The 17,831-nt window shown below is 74.2% G+C and carries 17 protein-coding genes and 1 pseudogene; 10 read left to right on the plus strand and 8 right to left on the minus strand.

The window, feature by feature from the left end:
• From AA75_RS49045 to AA75_RS05370, 3 genes and pseudogenes are all read left to right on the plus strand, one after another.
• Positions 1-767, plus strand: a pseudogene (locus AA75_RS49045) (hypothetical protein); the annotation flags it as partial.
• Between the two features lie 35 nt (positions 768-802).
• Entirely contained in the window at positions 803-1,837 is a 1,035-nt protein-coding gene (locus tag AA75_RS05365) for a crosslink repair DNA glycosylase YcaQ family protein (protein ID WP_033818592.1), read from the plus strand.
• 93 nt (positions 1,838-1,930) lie between these two features.
• Positions 1,931-2,374, plus strand: a complete 444-nt coding sequence (locus AA75_RS05370; protein WP_033818593.1) for an SPW repeat protein — start codon at positions 1,931-1,933, stop codon at positions 2,372-2,374.
• Between the two features lie 84 nt (positions 2,375-2,458).
• Here the strand turns inward: AA75_RS05370 and AA75_RS05375 are convergent, their stop codons facing one another.
• A complete protein-coding gene (locus AA75_RS05375) occupies positions 2,459-3,853 on the minus strand; it encodes an aspartate ammonia-lyase (RefSeq protein ID WP_033818594.1) in 1,395 nt (464 codons plus the stop codon).
• Between the two features lie 168 nt (positions 3,854-4,021).
• On the opposite strand from AA75_RS05375, the gene AA75_RS05380 reads away from it, so the two are divergent.
• From AA75_RS05380 to AA75_RS05395, 4 genes are all read left to right on the plus strand, one after another.
• Positions 4,022-4,390 (plus strand): hypothetical protein, encoded by a 369-nt coding sequence (locus AA75_RS05380; protein ID WP_082526270.1) that lies wholly within the window; start codon positions 4,022-4,024, stop codon positions 4,388-4,390.
• Positions 4,391-4,523: 133 nt separating this feature from the next.
• Positions 4,524-6,323, plus strand: coding sequence for a cholesterol oxidase substrate-binding domain-containing protein (locus AA75_RS05385; RefSeq protein ID WP_033818595.1), 1,800 nt, complete (start codon positions 4,524-4,526; stop codon positions 6,321-6,323).
• Positions 6,324-6,420: 97 nt separating this feature from the next.
• A complete protein-coding gene (locus tag AA75_RS05390) occupies positions 6,421-7,158 on the plus strand; it encodes a TetR/AcrR family transcriptional regulator C-terminal domain-containing protein (RefSeq protein WP_051811883.1) in 738 nt (245 codons plus the stop codon).
• Positions 7,151-7,501 (plus strand): DUF6204 family protein, encoded by a 351-nt coding sequence (locus tag AA75_RS05395; RefSeq protein ID WP_033818596.1) that lies wholly within the window; start codon positions 7,151-7,153, stop codon positions 7,499-7,501. The genes AA75_RS05390 and AA75_RS05395 overlap by 8 nt, the downstream gene beginning before the upstream one ends.
• Positions 7,502-7,524: 23 nt before the next feature.
• Here AA75_RS05395 and AA75_RS05400 read toward each other — a convergent pair whose 3' ends face one another.
• Positions 7,525-8,043: a GNAT family N-acetyltransferase gene (locus AA75_RS05400; protein ID WP_033818597.1), complete on the minus strand. Its 519-nt coding sequence runs from the start codon at positions 8,041-8,043 to the stop codon at positions 7,525-7,527.
• Between the two features lie 120 nt (positions 8,044-8,163).
• Here AA75_RS05400 and AA75_RS05405 point away from each other — a divergent pair, with 120 nt between their 5' ends.
• The 3 genes from AA75_RS05405 (at position 8,164) to AA75_RS05415 (ending at position 11,208) form a co-directional block, all read left to right on the plus strand.
• A complete protein-coding gene (locus AA75_RS05405; protein WP_033818598.1) occupies positions 8,164-9,345 on the plus strand; it encodes an acyl-CoA dehydrogenase family protein in 1,182 nt (393 codons plus the stop codon).
• Positions 9,346-9,468: 123 nt separating this feature from the next.
• The gene (locus tag AA75_RS05410) at positions 9,469-9,822 is read left to right on the plus strand and encodes a hypothetical protein (protein WP_033818599.1); all 354 of its coding nucleotides are present in this window, start codon (positions 9,469-9,471) and stop codon (positions 9,820-9,822) included.
• Positions 9,823-9,933: 111 nt separating this feature from the next.
• Complete coding sequence (locus AA75_RS05415; RefSeq protein ID WP_033818600.1) at positions 9,934-11,208, plus strand: multidrug effflux MFS transporter; 1,275 nt, start codon at positions 9,934-9,936, stop codon at positions 11,206-11,208.
• 31 nt (positions 11,209-11,239) lie between these two features.
• Here AA75_RS05415 and AA75_RS05420 read toward each other — a convergent pair whose 3' ends face one another.
• The 6 genes from AA75_RS05420 to AA75_RS05445 all read right to left on the minus strand — a co-directional run bounded on the left by AA75_RS05420 (position 11,240) and on the right by AA75_RS05445 (position 17,793).
• Positions 11,240-12,235 carry a hypothetical protein gene (locus tag AA75_RS05420; protein ID WP_051811884.1) on the minus strand — a complete coding sequence of 332 codons (996 nt, stop codon included), beginning with the start codon at positions 12,233-12,235 and terminating at the stop codon, positions 11,240-11,242.
• Positions 12,236-12,327: 92 nt separating this feature from the next.
• A complete protein-coding gene (locus tag AA75_RS05425) occupies positions 12,328-14,067 on the minus strand; it encodes a glycosyl hydrolase family 18 protein (RefSeq protein ID WP_033818601.1) in 1,740 nt (579 codons plus the stop codon).
• A gap of 397 nt (positions 14,068-14,464) precedes the next feature.
• Complete coding sequence (locus AA75_RS05430) at positions 14,465-15,382, minus strand: ABC transporter substrate-binding protein (RefSeq protein ID WP_033818602.1); 918 nt, start codon at positions 15,380-15,382, stop codon at positions 14,465-14,467.
• Positions 15,379-16,074 carry an ABC transporter permease gene (locus AA75_RS05435; RefSeq protein ID WP_033818603.1) on the minus strand — a complete coding sequence of 232 codons (696 nt, stop codon included), beginning with the start codon at positions 16,072-16,074 and terminating at the stop codon, positions 15,379-15,381. The genes AA75_RS05430 and AA75_RS05435 overlap by 4 nt, the downstream gene beginning before the upstream one ends.
• Positions 16,071-16,736 (minus strand): ABC transporter permease, encoded by a 666-nt coding sequence (locus AA75_RS05440; RefSeq protein WP_033818604.1) that lies wholly within the window; start codon positions 16,734-16,736, stop codon positions 16,071-16,073. Before AA75_RS05440 ends, AA75_RS05435 begins: the two co-directional genes overlap by 4 nt.
• On the minus strand, positions 16,726-17,793 hold the full coding sequence (locus AA75_RS05445) for an ABC transporter ATP-binding protein (RefSeq protein ID WP_033818605.1): 1,068 nt from the start codon (positions 17,791-17,793) through the stop codon (positions 16,726-16,728). Before AA75_RS05445 ends, AA75_RS05440 begins: the two co-directional genes overlap by 11 nt.
• Positions 17,794-17,831 lie beyond the last annotated feature (38 nt).

Below are 17,831 nucleotides of genomic sequence, written 5' to 3' on the forward strand. Positions count from 1 at the left end.
TGCGGATGGCCTCCACCGACCCGGCCGGCCGGATGCTGGCGGGGGCGGCCCCGGTCGCACTCGCCCTCGGGGTCGGCGAGTGCCTGTACGACCAGGTGTGGTATCTGCACAACGTCACCCAGGCCCTCTCCCACATGGCCACCCGGCCCCGGCTGGCCGCGTTCACCTCGGGCATGTACCTGGCGCTGGTGGTGCCCTGGATCGTGGCCCTGCTGTGTGCCGCGGTCGGCCGGTGGAAGCCGGCCCGCAGGGCGGCCGTCCTGGGGCTGCTGACCGAAGCCGTCTCCTGGGGGCTGGTGTTCGGGCACGCCTGGCAGATGTACGGCGAGCTCGCACGAATCGCCCTGCTGGCCGCGCTGGTGCTGCTCGCCCCGCCCGACCTGGTCGACACCGCCCGCCGCGGCCGGTGGGAGGTGACCGGCCTCGCCCTCGGGGCCGGTCTGCCGCTCGCCGCGCTGGCCACGTTCGACGCGACACTGCTGGGGGTGTTCTGGCGGTCGGTGCCGGCCCTGCTGTCCATCTGGTCGTTCGCGGTGGCGGCGGCTCTGCTGCTGGCGCATCTCTCCACGCGGCGGCCCGACCTGTTCCGGGGAGCGGGGATCGCACTCGGGACGGCGCCCTGGCTGGTGGAGTCCGCCCCGTGGCCCGTCCCGGTGGCGTGGGCGGGCACGGCGTTCGTGGTGCTGATCGGCGGCGCCGTGGCAGTCGGCGGGGTGGTCCACCTGGTCCGCCGGGCGATGGGCGCCGAACCGATCGAACCGGCCTGAGCCCGGCGGTCCCCGCCGACCGGCAGGATGGCGGTATGACCGACGATGCCGAGCTGCTCCGGTGGCGGATGCACGCCCAGTTCGCCGACGGCCCGTCAGGGGTCGCGGAGATCGCCCGCCGCTGCGCCGGCGTCCAGGCCCAGGACGCCGGCGCCGTCCGGCTGGCGCTGCGGGCCCGCGGCCTGCGCGATCCGGCGGCCGTGCAGGCCGCGTACGCCGCCGGCGAGGTGGTCGCCACCTGGCTGATGCGCGGCACCCTGCACCTGGTGCCGGCCGGGGACGCCGCCGGACTGCTGGCGCTGTACCGGGACCGGCTGCTGGCGGGCGGCGCCCGCCGCCGCCGGGAGCTCGGGCTGACCGAGGAGCTGTGCGCCCGGGCGCTCGCCGTCGCCCCCGGACTGCTGGACCCTCCGCCCGGCCGGGCGGAACTGATCGCGGCGCTGCGCGCGCACGGTGTCCCGGTGGAGCCGAAGGGGCAGGCCCCCGCGCACCTGACGGCCTTCCTCGCGGCGCACGGTGTGCTCTGCCGGGGCGCGGAGGTGGCGCCGCGCGAACCCGGCTACCGGCCGCTGCCGGCGGGCCGGGAGCTCACCGCGGGGGACCTGGCGCGCGGCTACCTGCGCGCCTTCGGCCCGGCCGCCCCGGCCGACCTCGCGGCCTGGTCGGGCCTGCCGCAGGCGACGGCCCGGGCGGCCTTCGCGGCGGCCGGGGCGGTGGAGACGCTGCCCGGGCTGTCCGTGCTGCCGGGCTCGGCACCGCCGCCGCCCGGTCCGCCGCTGGTGCGGCTGCTCGGTCCGTACGACGGGTACCTGCTCGGCTACCGCTCGCGGGGGCTGATGCTGGACCCGGCGCGGGCGAAGCGGATCAACGCCGGCGGCGGGGTGGTCCGGCCCGCGCTGGTGGCCGATGGCCGGGTGCTGGGCACCTGGCGGACGGCCCGGGGCGAGCTGCTGGTGGAGCCGTTCGAGGTGCTGCCGCGGGGCGTCCGCCGGGGCCTCGACGCCGAGGTGGAGGCGGTCGGGGGCTTCCTCGGCGAGCCGCTGTCGCTCCGGCTGGAGGACCCTGCATGAAAAATCGGACATAAAGTGCGAATAAGTGTTATATCCGTCCAGGATCGGGTAGCTACAGGGCGCCTGCCAGTCTCGATCGAGGAGGTGGTCCCGGTGTCGACCCAGTTGCCCATGGGCATGGAGCACCACCCGGACATCCTGGAATTGCGTGAGCACTACGAGCGGGCCGCGGCCACGCCGCGCGCCCAGGGCGTTGAGGCACTGGCCCTGGTGACCGGTCTCTTCCTGGCGATCTCCCCGTGGGTGGTCGGATTCTCCGGCTTCTCCGCGCTGACCATCAGCAACCTGGTTCTCGGGTTGGCCTTCACCGTCCTGATGGCGGGCTACGGCTCGGCCTACGAGCGCACCCACGCGCGCGCCTGGGCCTGCCTCGCCATCGGTGCCTGGACCTGTCTCGCCCCTTGGTGGACGGTGGGCAGTGAGGCCGTCTTCCGGACGATCCTCACCAACCTCGTCGTCGGCGGTCTGATGATCTGCCTGTCGCTGGGAGCGATCTCCATGGCCGGTTCCCCGATGCGCCGTGGTGGCGGCAGCTGAGTGAAAGACGCCCCGGCCGGTGCGTGACGTGGTGGCCCGCACCGGCCGGCGGTCTGCCCGGGGTCCGGCTCCGGGTTCCGCGCGTCAGGGGCGGGTCATCCGCAGCACGTCCAGGGCCCGGTCCAGCTGCTGCTCGGTGAGCAGGCCCCGGTCGACGTAGCCGCGCTCCAGCACCACCTGACGGATGGTCTTGCGCTCGGCCAGGGACTGCTTGGCCACCTTGGCGGCCTCCTCGTACCCGATGAAGCGGTTGAGCGGCGTGACCACCGAGGGCGAGGACTCGGCGTACTCCCGGGCCCGCTCCGCATTGGCGGTGATGCCGTCCACCGTCCGGTCGGCCAGCAGCCGGGCGCTGTTGGCCAGCAGCCGGACCGACTCCAGCAGGTTGCGGGCGATGACCGGGAGCATCACGTTCAGCTCGAAGTTGCCGCTCGCGCCGGCCACCGTGACGGTGGTGTCGTTGCCGATCACCTGGGCCGCCACCATCAGCACCACCTCGGGCAGCACCGGGTTGACCTTCCCGGGCATGATCGAGGAACCCGGCTGGAGGTCGGGCAGGTTGATCTCGCCGAGACCGGTCCGGGGGCCGGAGCCCATCCAGCGCAGATCGTTCGCGATCTTGGTGAAGCCGACCGCGACCGTCCGCAGCTGTCCGCTCAACTCGACCAGTGCGTCCCGGGCCCCCTGGGCCTCGAAGTGGTCGCGGGCCTCGGTCAGCGGCAGCCCGGTCGCCCGGGTGAGTTCGGCGATCACGGCGGCGGCGAAGCCCGGCGGGGTGTTGATCCCGGTGCCGACGGCGGTGCCGCCGAGCGGGAGTTCGGCGACCCGGGGGAGGGTCGCGGCCAGCCGCTCCACCCCGTAGCGGACCTGCGCGGCGTAGCCGCCGAACTCCTGGCCGAGGGTGACCGGGGTGGCGTCCATCAGATGGGTGCGGCCCGCCTTGACCACGTCGGCGAACTCGCCCGAGCGCCGCTCCAACGCGGCCGCCAGGTGCTCCAGTGCGGGGATCAGCTCGCCGGTGACGGCCGCGGTGGCCGCGATGTGGATGGAGGACGGGAAGACGTCGTTGGAGGACTGGCTGGCGTTGACGTGGTCGTTGGGGTGTACCGGACGGCCCAGCCGCTCGGTCGCCAGGGTGGCGATCACCTCGTTGGCGTTCATGTTGGACGAGGTGCCCGAGCCGGTCTGGAACACGTCGACCGGGAACTCCCCGTCCCAGCGCCCCTCGGCCACCTCGCCGGCCGCCTGCTCGATCGCCTCGGCCGTCGGCCCGTCGAGCACGCCGAGTTCGGCGTTGACCCGGGCGGCAGCGGCCTTGATCCGGGCCAGCGCGGCGATGTGCGCCCGCTCCAGCCGCCGGCCGGAGACCGGGAAGTTCTCCACCGCCCGCTGCGTCTGCGCCTGCCACTTGGCGGCGGCCGGCACCCGTACCTCTCCCATCGAGTCGTGCTCGATCCTGAACCCGTCCTCAGCACCCATCGTGCGACACCTCCTGATCACCCGAGCCGCGCGGACGCCCGCAATATTTCCACCCGCCGGGCCGCTCCCTGCCGTGCCGTGCCGGGGCGCGACCGTTCGGTGGTCCGGTGGTCCCGCGGCTCGGCGGGGCAACCCGCGGGTGGCGCGGTGGTGCGGGAGGATGGCGGGGTGAGCGAGACACCGCAACCGACCGGCACGGCCGAACCGACCGGACCGGCGGAGGCCCCCGAGGCCGCCGTCCGGTTCGACGAGATCGCGGCCGAGCTGGGGCCGCGCGGGGCCGTCCGGTCCCAGATGTTCGGCATGCCCTGTCTGAAGGACGCCGACGGCAAGGCCTTCCTGGGTCTGCACCGGGGCGAGCTGGTCTGCCGGCTGGGCCGGGAGACCCCGGCCTTCGCCGAGGCGATGCACCTGCCCGGCGCGCACCTGTTCGACCCCGCGGGCGGGCGCCCGATGAAGGACTGGCTCTGCCTGCCCGCCGGTGCGGCCGGACACTGGGACAACTTCGCCGATGCAGCTTTCCGGGCCAAGCGCTGACCGTTCGTCTGATCTATCACTCGAACGGATGAAGATCGGCCTGTCTCCCGCCGCCTCCCGACCGCTGGTCGCCTAGCCTCGCCGCGGCACCGTGCACGGTGCACCGACAGCGGCGAGACGGGGGCGGACAGCAGTGGAGCACGGACCGGACACCGGACTGACCAGGCGCGGACTGATGGCCGGCGCGGCCGCCCTCTCGATGGCCGGCTGGCTGCTCAACGGCACGCTCGGGCCCGAGAGCGCGGACGCCGCCGTCCCGCTGCCGCCCGCGCTGCCCGCCGGGGTGACGCCCTACCGCGCCGAGTACCGCAACTGGTCCGGCGAGATCCACGCCGACCAGCTGTGGACCTGCGCCCCCGACTCGCCCGAGCAGGTCGTACTGCTCGCCGACTGGGCCCGCGCCAACGGCTGGCGGCTGCGCGCCCAGGGGTACCGCCACACCTGGGCGCCGCTCACCGTCCCGGCGGGCACCGACGCCGACGCGCGGGTGCTGCTGCTGGACACCACCCGGCACCTCACCGCGCTGACCCTGGTCGACGGATCAACCGTCCGCGCCCGGACCGGCGCCGACATGGAGGCGCTGCTCGCCTTCCTCGCCGACCGCGGGCTCGGCCTCGCCGCCTGTCCTGCGCCGGGTGAGCTGACCGTCGGCGGGGTGCTCGCCATCGGCGGCCACGGCACCGCCGTCGAACCGGCCGGCGCCGCGGCTCTCCCCGGGCACGGCTACGGCACCGTCAGCAACCAGGTCGTCCGGTTCACCGCGGTGGTCCTCGATCCGGCGCTCGACCGGTACGTGCTGCGCACCTTCGAGCGCGCCGAGGCCGACGCCGCCGCCTTCCTGGTCCACCTCGGCCGGGCCTTCCTCACCGAGGTCGAGCTGAGGGTGGGCCAGGACCAGCGGCTGCGCTGCGTCAGCCGGCTGGACATCCCGGCCGCCGAACTGCTCGCCCCCGCAGGCTCGGGCCCGCGCACCCTGGCGGGCCTGCTGGCGGGCTCCGGCCGGGTCGAGGTGATCTGGTTTGCGTTCACCGAGCAGCCGTGGATCAAGGTCTGGAGCGCGGCGCCGACCCGGCCCGCGGCGGCCCGCGAGGTCCGCGAACCGTACAACTACCCGTTCTCGGACCGGATCCCGGAGCCGGTGGCCCGGCTGGCGGGCGAGATCGCGGCCGGTGCCTGGGGGTCGGCGCCGCTGCTCGGCCAGCTGCAGTACCTGGTCACCAAGATCGGGCTCACCGGGGACCTCACCGATCTGCTGCTCGGCGGCGGCCTGCTGCGCGACCTGCTCAGCGGCGACGCCCTGGTCCACCTGCTGGCCGACGGCCTGCGCTCCGACCTGTGGGGGGCGTCCCGCACCCTGCTGCAGTACGTCCGCCCGAGCACCCTGAGGGTGACCGCCAACGGGTACGTGGTGCTCGCCCGGCGGGCGGACGTCCAGTGGGTGGCCGCCGAGTTCGCTGCGTTCTACCGGGCGCTGCTGGCGCAGTACCGGGACCGCGGCGAGTTCCCGGTCAACGGCGGGGTGGAGATCCGGGTCACCGGCCTGGACCGGGCGGACGGCCCGGGCGTGCCCGGCGCCCGGCCGCCGCTGCTGTCGGCCCTGCGGCCGCGCGCGGACCGGCCGGAGTGGGACACCGCCGTCTGGCTGGACGTGCTCAGCCTGCCCGGTACGCCCGGCCTGCCGCGGTTCTGCCGGGAGCTGGAGCAGTTCCTGCTGCGCACCTTCGACGGCACCCGGGCGGGGCTGCGGGTCGAGTGGTCCAAGGGCTGGGCGTACACCGAGGAGGGGGCCTGGGCGGACCCGGACCTGCTGGAGCGGGTGGTCCCGGCGTCGCTCGGCGAGGGTGGCGGCTGGGCGGAGGCGGTCGCCGTCCTCGACCGTCACGACCCCGACCGGGTGTTCTCCAACGCCTTCCTGGACCGCCTGCTGCGCTGAGGCCCGCCCGCCGGGGCGCCACCTAACACTGTTAGACTCTCCCTAACGGTGTTAGGTGGCCCGGATGTCCGGGCTCCGGAGCGGACGGAGGGACGCGATGACGGCGTTGCCCGGCGCGGGCGAGGAGGCGGCCACGCCGCAACTCACCCGCGAGGCGCTGGTCACGGCCGCGCTGCGGATCCTCGAACGCGACGGCGTCAACGGACTGTCGATGCGCCGGCTCGCCGCCGAACTCGGCGTCAAGGCGGCCTCGCTGTACTGGCACGTGCGCAACAAGGAGCAGCTGCTCGACCTGCTCACCGACGCGCTGATGGCCGACGCCGTCCCGCCCCCGCGCCGGGGCTCCTGGCGCGACCAGCTGCGCGAGTACGGCCTGCGCCACCGCAGCCACCTGCTCGGCAGACGTGACGCCGCCAAGGTGGTGGCCGGCCGGCTCGCCCCCGGGCCGCACCTGCTGCGGCTGATGGAGGACCAGCTGGACCGGCTGCGCGAGGCCGGGTTCTCCGACGCCGACGCCGCCCAGATCAACTACCTGCTCGGCGCCTACGTCCACGGCTTCGTGCTGCAGGAGATCACCCCGCTGTCCGCGGCCGAGGCGGCGGGCACCGGCCGCGCGGAGGTGGCCCGCGCCGCCGGCGATCAGTTGCGCGGGCTGCCCGCCGACCGGTACCCGAACCTGGTGGACCTCGCCGACGACCTCACCACGCCGACCATGGACGAGCGCTTCGCGTTCGGCCTCGAACGGCTCCTCGACGGGCTCGCCGTCCTGCTGGAGCAGGCCCGTGCCGCCGCCCCCGAAGCAGCCGACCCGGAACAGGAACCCACCCATGAGTGAACGCACCTACCGCGTCATCGTCCGCGGCGTCTTCGCCGGCCTCGACGAGGCCCGGCGCGCCGAGCTGACCGCCGCCGCGGACCGGCACGACATCCTCAGCGCCGCCTTCACCGACGAGGGCACGCTCGTCTACGACCTGGGTCTGCGCAACTTCAGCTTCCGCTGCGTGGTCGGCCAGGCCGCCGCGGACGCGGACGGGACCGCCCTGGGCGCCGAGGCGGCCGAGCGGACCGCCTGCGACCGGGCCGCCGCCCGGCTCGCCGGACTCGGCATCGGACACGGGCCGCTGCGCGCCGCCGCCACCAGCGTCGACGACATGAAGATCCGCCGCCCCCGCCGCTGACGGCCCGGCCCCGCCGCCCGCGCTCAGACCAGCGACTTGTGGAAGAACGTGGTCGGCCGCAGGGTGCCCGCCGGGTCGGCGGCGAACCGCGGCACGCTGCCCAGCCTGGTCCAGCCCGCCGCCGCGTACAGCCGCTCGGCCGGGCTGCCGGTCTGGGTGTCCAGCAGCAGCAGACTGACCCCGAGCCCGGCCGCCTCCCGCTCCGCGTGCGCGAGCAACTCCCGTCCCAGGCCCCGGCCGCGCGCCCCGCTGTGCACGATCAGCTTGGCCAGCTCGGCCCGGTGCCGGCTGTTCGGGCTCGGCGCCAGCCGCAGCTGGACGGTACCCAGCAGCCGTCCGCCGTCGCGGGCCGCCCACAGCGCGATCGAGCCGTCCCCGACCCCGGCCGCCAGACCCCGCCACCAGCCGGCCGCCTCCTCGGCGGCGAGCGGGGCGAGGAAGCCCACCGAGGAACCGCCGGCCACCGCGTCGGCCAGCAGCTCACCGAGCTCCCCGGCGCTCTCCAGCAGTTCCCCGGCCTCGAGACGGGTGATCGCGGGCATGTCGCACTCCCAATCGTCGGTCGACTGTGGGCATCATCTCGTACCGTCCGCGCCCGGCGGCGCGGGATACTCGTCGCCGCGGCCCACCCCTCGCCGCGCCGTCCGTCCGAGGAGACCGCCATGGCCACCACCCCCGACCGTCTCGACCCGGCCGACCTGCTCGCCGTCGGGGAGCTGCTCACCGACGAGGAGCGGCTGATCCGCGACACCGTGCGCCGGTTCACCGACGAACGGATCCGCCCGCAGATCGGCGACTGGTTCGAGCGCGGCCACTTCCCGGCCCGCGAGATCGCCCCGGAGCTGGGCGCGCTGGGCGTCCTCGGGATGCACCTGGACGGCTACGGCTGCACCGGCTCCACCGCCACCGAGTACGGCGTCGCCTGCATGGAGCTGGAGGCCGCCGACTCCGGCCTGCGCAGCTTCGTCTCGGTGCAGGGATCACTCGCGATGCGCTCCATCCACGCCTTCGGCTCCGAGGAGCAGAAGCAGCAGTGGCTCCCCGAGCTGGCCGCCGGCCGGGCGATCGGCTGCTTCGGGCTCACCGAACCGGACTTCGGCTCCGACCCGGCCAACATGCGCACCCGGGCCCGCCGCAAGGGCGACGACTGGGTGCTCTCCGGCTCCAAGATGTGGATCACCAACGGCTCGGTCTCCGACGTCGCGGTGGTCTGGGCGCAGACCGACGAAGGCGTGCGCGGTTTCCTGGTCCCGCGGGGCGCCAAGGGGTTCACCGCCACCGACGTGCACGGCAAGCTCTCGCTGCGCGCCTCCGTCACCAGCGAGCTCGCCTTCGACGAGGTGCTGCTGCCCGCGGACGCGATGCTGCCCGGGGTGCGCGGCCTGCGCGGCCCGCTCTCCTCGCTCAACGAGGCCCGGTACGGCATCCTGTGGGGCACCGTCGGCGCGGCCCGCGACTGCTACACCGCCGCCCTGGACTACGCGAAGACCCGGATCCAGTTCGACCGGCCGATCGCCGGGTTCCAGCTCACCCAGCAGAAGCTGGTCGAGATGATGCTGGAGGTGGAGAAGGCGTACCTGGTGGCGGTCCGGATCGGCCGCCTCAAGGACGAGGGCCGCAGCCTGCCCGCGCACGTCAGCTTCGGCAAGCTCAACAACGTCCGCACCGCGCTGGAGATCGCCCGTTCGGCCCGGACCGTCCTCGGCGCCAACGGCATCACCACCGCGTACTCGCCGCTGCGGCACGCCAACAACCTGGAGTCGGTGCTCACCTACGAGGGCACCTCCGAGATCCACACCCTGGTCCTCGGCGAGGCGATCACCGGCGAGGCCGCCTACCGCTGACGCGGCCTCGGGGCCCGCGCCGGGACGGGCGGTCGGCGCAGGCCGCGGAGCGAGGGAAAAGCGCTGGTCGCGACGGTGGCCGGGCCGGTAGCGTGCGCGGCGATCCCGAAGGAGACCACCGCCATGACCGGCCACCCGACCACCACCCTCTGGCGTCCGACCGGCCCCGCCGAGCTCGCGCTGGTCGAGGCCGCCGACCGGCGGGCCTGGCCGCCGCGCCTTCCGGACCAGCCGATCTTCTACCCGGTGCTGAACGAGGACTACGCCGTCCGGATCGCCCGCGACTGGAACGTCCCGGCGTCCGGCGCCGGGTACGTGACGCGGTTCGAGGTCGACACGGCCTTCCTCGCCCGCTACCCGGTCCGGCAGGCCGGCGGCGAGACCATCCTGGAGCTGTGGGTGCCGGCCGAGGAACTACCCGAGTTCAACCGGCACCTGGTGGGCCGGATCGAGGTCGTCCACGAGTTCCGCGCCTGAGGTGCGGGCGGGGCCGACTGCCCCAGCGGCGGCCACGATCGGGGGCCCTGGGTTTCGCCGGACCGTGCGGGTGCGATAGGACGGGGCGTAACCGCCACGCTAAGGAGCCCCATGTCAGCCCCGTCCGTCGACGCCGACGGTGACCGTTCGACCGACGCCGGCCCGATACCGTCGGCCGGCGCCCCGCCGGGGCCGGCGACCGTGGTCGTCCTCGGCGGCCTCGCGGCCCTGGGTCCGCTCACCCTCGACCTCTACATGCCGGCCCTTCCGGCCCTCCGGGAGGGCCTGCACTCCACCGTCCCCGCCGCCCAGCTGACCCTCACCGCCTCACTGGCCGGGCTCTCGCTCGGCCAGCTGGTGTTCGGTCCGCTGAGTGACCGGCTGGGACGGCTGCGGCCGCTGGGGGTGGGCCTCGCGGTCTACACCCTGGCCACCGTCCTGTGCGCGCTGGCGCCTTCGATGGAGGTGCTGATCGGCGCCCGGCTGGTGCAGGGGGTCGCGGGCTCGGCCGGTCTGGTCATCTCCCGGGCCATCGCCCGCGACCGGTACGAGGGGGTGGCGATGATCCGCTTCCTGGCCTCGCTCGGCATGATCTCGGGGCTGGCCCCGATCTTCGCCCCCGTGCTCGGCGGTCAGCTGCTGCGGGTCACGACCTGGCGCGGCACCTTCGTCGCGCTCTCGGTGGTGGGGGCCGCGCTCACCCTCGGCGTGCTGCTGGTGCTGCGGGAGACGCTGCCGCCGGAACGCCGCCACGCCGGCGGGCTCGGCTCGACGTTCACGGCGATCGGCGGGCTGCTGCGCGATGTGCCGTTCCTCGGCTACGTGCTGACCAGCACGTTCGGCTTCGGCGCGCTGTTCGCCTACGTCGGCGGTTCGTCGGTGGTGCTGCAGGGCGTCTACCACGTCTCCCCGCAGACCTACAGCCTGATCTTCGCCACCAACTCGGTCGGCGTGGTGGCCTTCACCCAGCTGAACGGCCGGGTGCTGGCCGGGCGGTTCGGCCAGTCGGTGCTGATGCTGACCGGGCTGGGCATGGCGGCCCTGGCCGGGGCGGCGCTGATCGTGTTCACCACGTTCTGGGACGTCGGTCTGGCGGGCGTGTGGCCCGCGCTGTTCCTGCTGATGGCCGGCCAGGGCCTGATCCTGCCCAACTCGGCGGCCGGCGCGCTCACCATGGCGCCGCACGCGGCCGGCTCGGCCTCCGCCCTGCTCGGGACCAGCACCTTCCTGTGCGGTGCGGTGGTCGCGCCGCTGAGCAGCGCCGGCGGCGAACCGTCGGCGGTCGCCCTCGGCACCGTCGTGCTGACCTGCGCCCTCCTCGCGACCTCGGCCTACCTGCTGCTCTGCCGCCCCTGGGCGCAGCGGCCGCAGCCCGTGGCCGCCTGACGCCTCCTCGGGCCGGGGGACCGCCGGACGGCTACCGCCTGCCCCGGGCGAGCAGCTGCGCCTGGGCGTACGAGGCGAAGCCGGGGCCGGCGGCGGTCGCGGTCGCGTCGGTGGCGTTGCCGCCGGGCTTGGTGGTGCCGGAGACCGTGTAGACGGTGTACCGGCCGATCGCGGCGTGGGTGCCGGGGCAGCCGTCGGTGACGCAGTACGAGGCGTTCCCGGCCGGTACCAGGCCCTGGACCTGGCCCTGGTGGCCGGCGGCGGCCGCGTCGGCGTTGGCCTTGGCGTCGAAGACGGCGACGCCGACGGTCACCGCGCCGGTGCCCGAGGTGTAGGTGACGCGCAGCAGTGCCCGGCAGCCCTGGGCGGTGACCGGGTCGCCGAGGTGGCCGGTGGTGGCGTTCCAGCAGGGGGTGGCGGAGCAGGTGGCCACCCTGGTCCAGGTCCTGCCGCCGATGGTCAGGGTGGCCGAGGGGAACAGCCCGGCGGGGTCCAGCGGCGCGGTGTCGGTGGCCGCGGCGGAGATCACCGTCAGCGGGTCCGGCGGCCCGGCCGGGGACGGGCTCGCGGGGGTGGTTCCGCCGGGCCTGGCCGAGGGCTTCGCGGTGGCCGGTCGGGAGGCGGACGCCGAGGCCGGGGCGGAGGCGCCCGGGGAGGCCGATGCCGTGGCGGACCCGGTGGAGGAGGGCGACGGCGGGTCGGAGGCGCCACCGAAGGCGACGGCGGACGGGCTGTCGGAGGCGGGGGAGGGCGAGCTGTCCCCGGCGGCGGTGGTGGGTGCCGTCCGGTGGCCGGTCAGTGTGACGGCGGTCGCGGTGATGCCGCCGATCACCACGGTGGCGGCGACGGCCGCGCCGACCGCCCGGCGCTGCTTGCGCCGTCGCCGGTCCTGTTCGTGCTGCTCGGCCAGGGCGGCCCAGTCGGGGGCGGTCGATGACGCCCCGGGTGCAGACCCGGGTGCCGCTGTTCCGGTCGGCTGTCCGCCTGGCCCGCCCCAGCCGTTCCCGGTGCCCCACCCGTCACTCATGGTCAGCGATCCTAGAACACCGGAGCGATCGCGCGGGGACGGCCGTGCCGGTCCGCACCGGGGACGGTGCGGACCGGCGGGGGCCGGGCGCGCTACGAGATGGTGAAGTCGTCGCCGTACACGTTGCCCTGGCCGAACCAGCCGTGCAGGTAGACGGTGACCGTGCCGGAGGCCCCGGTGGTGAACGGGACGCTGAGCTTGGTCCAGCCGGTGCCGGACGTCCAGGTGCTGGCGGTGGCGCCGCCGCTGACGCCGAGGAAGGCGTAGCTGCCCTGCACCCAGGCGCTCAGCGTGTACTTGGTGTTGGGCACGAGGGTGACGCTCTGCCCGCACTCGCCGGTCTGGCTCGCGGTGGCCGCGGCCTGCAGCGCCTTGCTGCCGGAGTGCACCGGGGTGGAGACCACGGCGCCGCCGCTCTGGCAGCTCCACGGGCTCAGACTGCCGCTCTCCAGACCGCCGTTGACCAGTCCGGTACCGCCGGAGCCGTTGACGGTCAGGGTGTAGGTGGCGGTGTGGGTGCCGCTGGGGGCGGTGCCGGTGATGGTGAGGGGGTAGCTGCCGGGTGCGGTGGCGGCGGTGGTGGTGAGGTTGAGGGTGGTGGAGGCGCCGGAGGTGACTGAGGTGGCGGCGAGGGTGGCGGTGACGCCGGCGGGGGCGCCGGTGACGGCGAGGCTGACGGTCTGCGCGGAGCCGCTGGTGACGGCGGTGTTGACGGCGGCGGAGGCGGAACCGCCCGGGTTGACCGACCCGGCCGCGGGGGAGAGGCCGAGCGAGAAGTCGTTGGTGCTCTGGCCGCCGCCGGTGAACGGCGCGAAGATGTGCGAGAAGTCCCAGGTGCCCTGGCTGATGCCGGAGCAGCTGTCGGAGCCGGCCGTGCCGACGCAGCCGCCGTTGTCACGCTGCAGCGCCCAGAAGGACAGTGTGTTGACGCCCTTGCCGACGGCCCAGTTGTAGACGTTGGTGGCGTCGGCCAGGGTGAAGGTCTCGGCCGGGCCGAAGTCGTCGATGCCCAGCATCTCGATGATGCCGATCGAACCCCACAGCTGTGCGGGCGTCTTGGCCGGGTAGAGCTTGGCCAGCTGGTTGTACAGGCCGGTGGTGGCGGTCTTGGTGTCCTCGCCCATGTTGTGCCCGGCGTTGTCGTAGTAGTCGAAGGTCATCTGGTTGACGACGTCGATCCGCGCGTTGTTGGTGACCGCGTTCTTCAGTACGGCGAGCCCGCTGGCGGCCAGCCCGGAGGTGGTGGTCGGCAGGGTGTACGAGAACTGCACGGACCGGCCGTTGGCCGCGGCCCAGTCCTGGACCAGCTTGATGGCCTTGTTGCGGCGGTCGATGCCGGCGGTGTTGGTCAGCGAGTTGTCCTCGATGTCGAGGTCGATCCGGCTGATGTCGTAGGTGGTGACGACCTTCTCGAAGGCGGCCGCGATGGCGTTGACATCGGTGCAGCTGTCGGCGAGTTCGGTGCCGGTGTTGTCGGCGGTGTAGCCGCCGAAGGACGGGATGACGTCGCCGCCGGCCGCCTTGATGGTGTTGATCTCGGCGCCGAAGACGGCCGAGGAGACCGGCATCCCGGTGTCGCCGTTCCACAGCGGCGTGCACGACCCCTTGCTCGCGGTCTGCAGGAACGCCATGGTCAGGTGCTTGGCACCGGACTGGGCGGCGAGGGTGGCCGGGTTCTCACCGGTCCAGGCCTCGAAGTAGGGGGCGAACACGTGCTGCGGCAGCGGGGTCGCCGCCTGCGCGGTGCCCCCGCCCAGGGCCAGCAGGCCCGCCGAGGCGGCCACGGTGGCACAGGTGGTCAGCAGGGCCTGGATCGATCTGTACAGGCGCATGAATGCTCCAACAGACAGGAAGGATGGCCCGCCGGCCCGGACCTGGGCACGGCGGTGTTCTGGCGCGCTGGGCGACAGTGGGAACGCAGGGGTGGTGCGGCAGTGCACGACAGCACAGCCGGCCGGTGGTCACACCCCCACGATGCGTCCCGGTCGGAAGACCAACGCCTATGTTTGGACTAGACCAGTCGTCTGTCAAGAGCCCTAACAGTTCGCCAACGCAGCTTCCGGGCAAGGGAAGCCGGGCTGCCGTGGCCGGAACCGGCCGGGCCCGGCCCGCGTCCTGCAGAGGAGTCGGCCGGGTGCCCGGCTCCCGGTCCGGATGACGACGGCCCCTCGGGCCGGGCGCCGGGGGGCGTCCGGCCCGAGGGGCCGTCGGTCGGGTCCGCGCGGGGACTCAGCCGAGGTTGTTGGCCGTCAGCCAGTCCTTGGCGACCTTCTGCGGGTCCTCCTTGTCGACCGAGACCTTGGTCATCAGCGAGGTCAGCCCGGCGGTGTCCAGCTTGGCGGAGACCGCGTTCAGCGCGGCGGTCGCGGTGGCGTCCACCCCGGCCTTGTTGACCAGCGGGGTGACGTTCTGCGAGCTGAACACGTTCTTCGGGTCGGCCAGCGACACCAGCTTGAACTGGACGATCCGCGGGTCGGTGGTGAACACGTTGCCGGCCTGGACCGAGCCGTCCTTCAGCGCGTTCGCGGTGGTGTCGGCGGTCGGCTTCCACTCCTTGAAGGTCAGCCCGTACGCGTCCTTGAACTGCTGCTCCCGGCGCGACTTGAACTCCGGCGGGCCGCCGACCGTGAACTCGCCGGCCTTGCCGGCCAGGTCGGCGATGGACTTCAGCTGGAACTTGTCCGCCGTCTCCTGGGTGACGGTGAGCGAGTCCTTGTCCTCGGCGGCCGAGGAGTCCAGCACCGCCAGCTCGGCGGGCAGCTTCTGCAGCAGCGCCGCGTTGACGTCCTGGGTGCCGGTGGCGGTGGCCTTCGGGTCCAGGTAGCCGAGCAGGGCGCCGTTGTACTCGGGCAGCACGGTCAGGTTGCCGCTCTGCAGCTGCCCGTACAGCACCTCGCGGCTGCCGATGTTGAACTTCTCCTCGACCTTGACCCCCTTGGCCTTCAGGGCCTGCGAGTAGATCGAGGCGAGCAGCACGTTCTCCGGGAAGTTGGCCGAGCCCACCACCACGGTCTTCCCGCTGCCGCCCGCCGGGGCACCGGTACCGCTGGGCGCGGCCAGCGGGTCGCCGCCGCCGGAGGAGCTGCACGCCGCCGCGCCCAGCACGATCGCGGTGGCGGTGACGATTCTGACCAGACGGGACGTCATAGTGCTTCCTTGGTGGAGGGTGCGGACCGCCGGACGCGTTCGCCGGGCGGCAGGGTGAGACGGATCAGCAGGGCGAACACCAGCTGGGTGGCCACGGCCAGCAGCACCACCAGCAGGGCGCCGCCGAGCGTGGTCGGGAAGTTGCGGGTGGCCAGCCCGTCGATCACGTACCGGCCGAGGCCGCCGAGACCGACGTAGGCGGCCACCGTCGCGGTCGCGATCACCTGGACGGCCGAGGTCCGCACACCCGCCAGCGCCGTCGGCAGCGCCGCCGGGACGCACACCCCGAACAGCACCTGCCGGTGGGTCAGGCCGATGCCCCGGGCCGCGTCGCGCACCTCCGGATCGGTGCCCGCGATGCCCTCCGCGGTGGCCACCAGCAGCGGCGGCGCGGCCAGCGCGACCAGCGGGATCAGCACGGCGAGGTCGTCGACCCCGGCCAGCAGCACGGCCAGCGTCACCAGCCCGAGGGTGGGCAGCGCGCGGGCGACGCCGGTGAGCGCGGTGACCACGAAGGTCCCCCGCCCGGTGTAGCCGATCAGCAGCCCGACGGGGACCGCCAGCACCGCCGCGATGGCCAGCGCCTCGCCGGAGATCACCAGGTGCTCGGCGATCCGGTGGACGATCGCGTCGGGACCGCTGCGGTGGTCCGGGGCGGAGAAGAAGGTGTTGAGCCAGTTCAGCCAGTTCACCGGCCGGCCCCCGTCCGCCGGGCCCAGGGGGCCAGCAGCCGGCGCAGCAGCACCAGCAGCAGGTCGGTGACCAGGGCCAGCAGGGCGACCAGGACGATCCCCGCCACGATCGGCGTCGGGAAGGTCCGCTGGAAGCCGTCGATGAACAGGTAGCCGAGCCCGCCGCGGCCGACCAGCGCGCCGACCGCCGCCAGCGAGATGGAGGCGACCGCCGCCACCCGCAGACCGGCCGTCAGGAACGGCACCGCCGCCGGCAGCTCGACCGCCGTCAGCCGGTGCCAGGGCCCGTAGCCCATCGCGGTGGCCGCCTGCCGGACGGCCTCCGGCACCGCGCGCAGCCCGTCCACCGTGGTCGGCAGCAGCACCGCGACCGCGTAGAACGTCAGCGGGACCATCACGGTGGCGCGGGTGGCCAGCCCCGTGTACGGGATCAGCACCACGAACACCGCCAGCGAGGGCAGCGCGTAGACCACGTTGAACAGGCCGGCCAGCGGCTGGTACAGCCTCGGCCAGCGGACACAGGCCAGGCCGAGCGGCACCGCGACCAGCAGCCCGATCAGCACCGGGACCAGGGCGATCACCGCGTGGTCCAGGGTCAGGTCGCGCAGGTAGCCGAGATGGTCGCCGATCCAGTGCCAGCGGACCAGGGGTTCACCGTCCACCGGGCGCCACCCCGTGCTCGGTGCGCACCGGTGCGGCCTGCGGCCCGGTGGCGGCCAGGATCGTGGCGCGGTCGGCCAGACCGGTGGCCCGGCCGGTGTCGTCCACGGCGACGGCGACGCCCGCCGGGGACAGCACCGCGGCGTCCAGCGCGCTGCGCAGCGTGTCGCGGCCCGGGTGGAAGACCGGCGCCGGGTGCAGGGTGGCGTCCCCCGGGGCCCGCCAGCCGGCCGGGCGGCCCGAACCGTCCAGCGCCAGCTCCCAGCCGCCGGGGCGGTGGCCGGGCGGCTCCAGCGGGAGGCCGTCGGCCGGGCGCAGCCCGAGGCCCCGCAGGCCGCGGTCGCGGCCCAGGAAGGCGGCCACGCCGTCGTCGGCGGGGGCGGTCAGGAGGGTGTGCGGATCGGCGAGTTGGGCGATCTCGCCGTGCTCGCGGAGCACCACCACCTGGTCGCCGAGGCGGACGGCCTCCTCGATGTCGTGGGTGACGAACAGCACCGTCTTGTTGAGCTCCGACTGCAGGCGCAGCAACTCCTCCTGGAGTCCCGCCCGGACCACCGGGTCGACCGCGCTGAACGGTTCGTCCATCAGCAGCACCGGCGGATCCGCGGCCAGCGCCCGGGCCACCCCGACCCGCTGCTGCTGGCCGCCGGACAGCTGGTACGGGTACCGGCCGCCGGCCTCCGGCGGCAGCCCGACCAGCTCCAGCAGCTCCGCGGCGCGGGCCCGGGCCCGCTTGCGGTCCCAGCCGAGCAGGCGCGGCACGGTGGCGATGTTGTCGAGCACGCGGCGGTGCGGGAACAGGCCGGCCTGCTGGATCACGTACCCGATGCCGCGGCGCAGCTCGGCCGCGTTCCGCTCGGCGACGTCGACCCCGTCCAGCAGGACGCGGCCGGAGGTCGGTTCGACCATCCGGTTGACCATCCGCAGGATCGTGGTCTTCCCGCAGCCGGACGGCCCGACCAGCACCGTTATTCGGCCCGCGGGGACGTCGAGGTCAAGGCCTCCGACGGCGACCGTGCCGTCGGGGTGGCGCTTGGCGGCGCCGTCGAATCTGATCACAGAGGTGTTCCTAGCGGTGGCCGTACGGTGGAACGGAG

This window comes from Kitasatospora sp. MBT63 (assembly GCF_000710465.2).
Lineage (GTDB): Bacteria > Actinomycetota > Actinomycetes > Streptomycetales > Streptomycetaceae > Kitasatospora.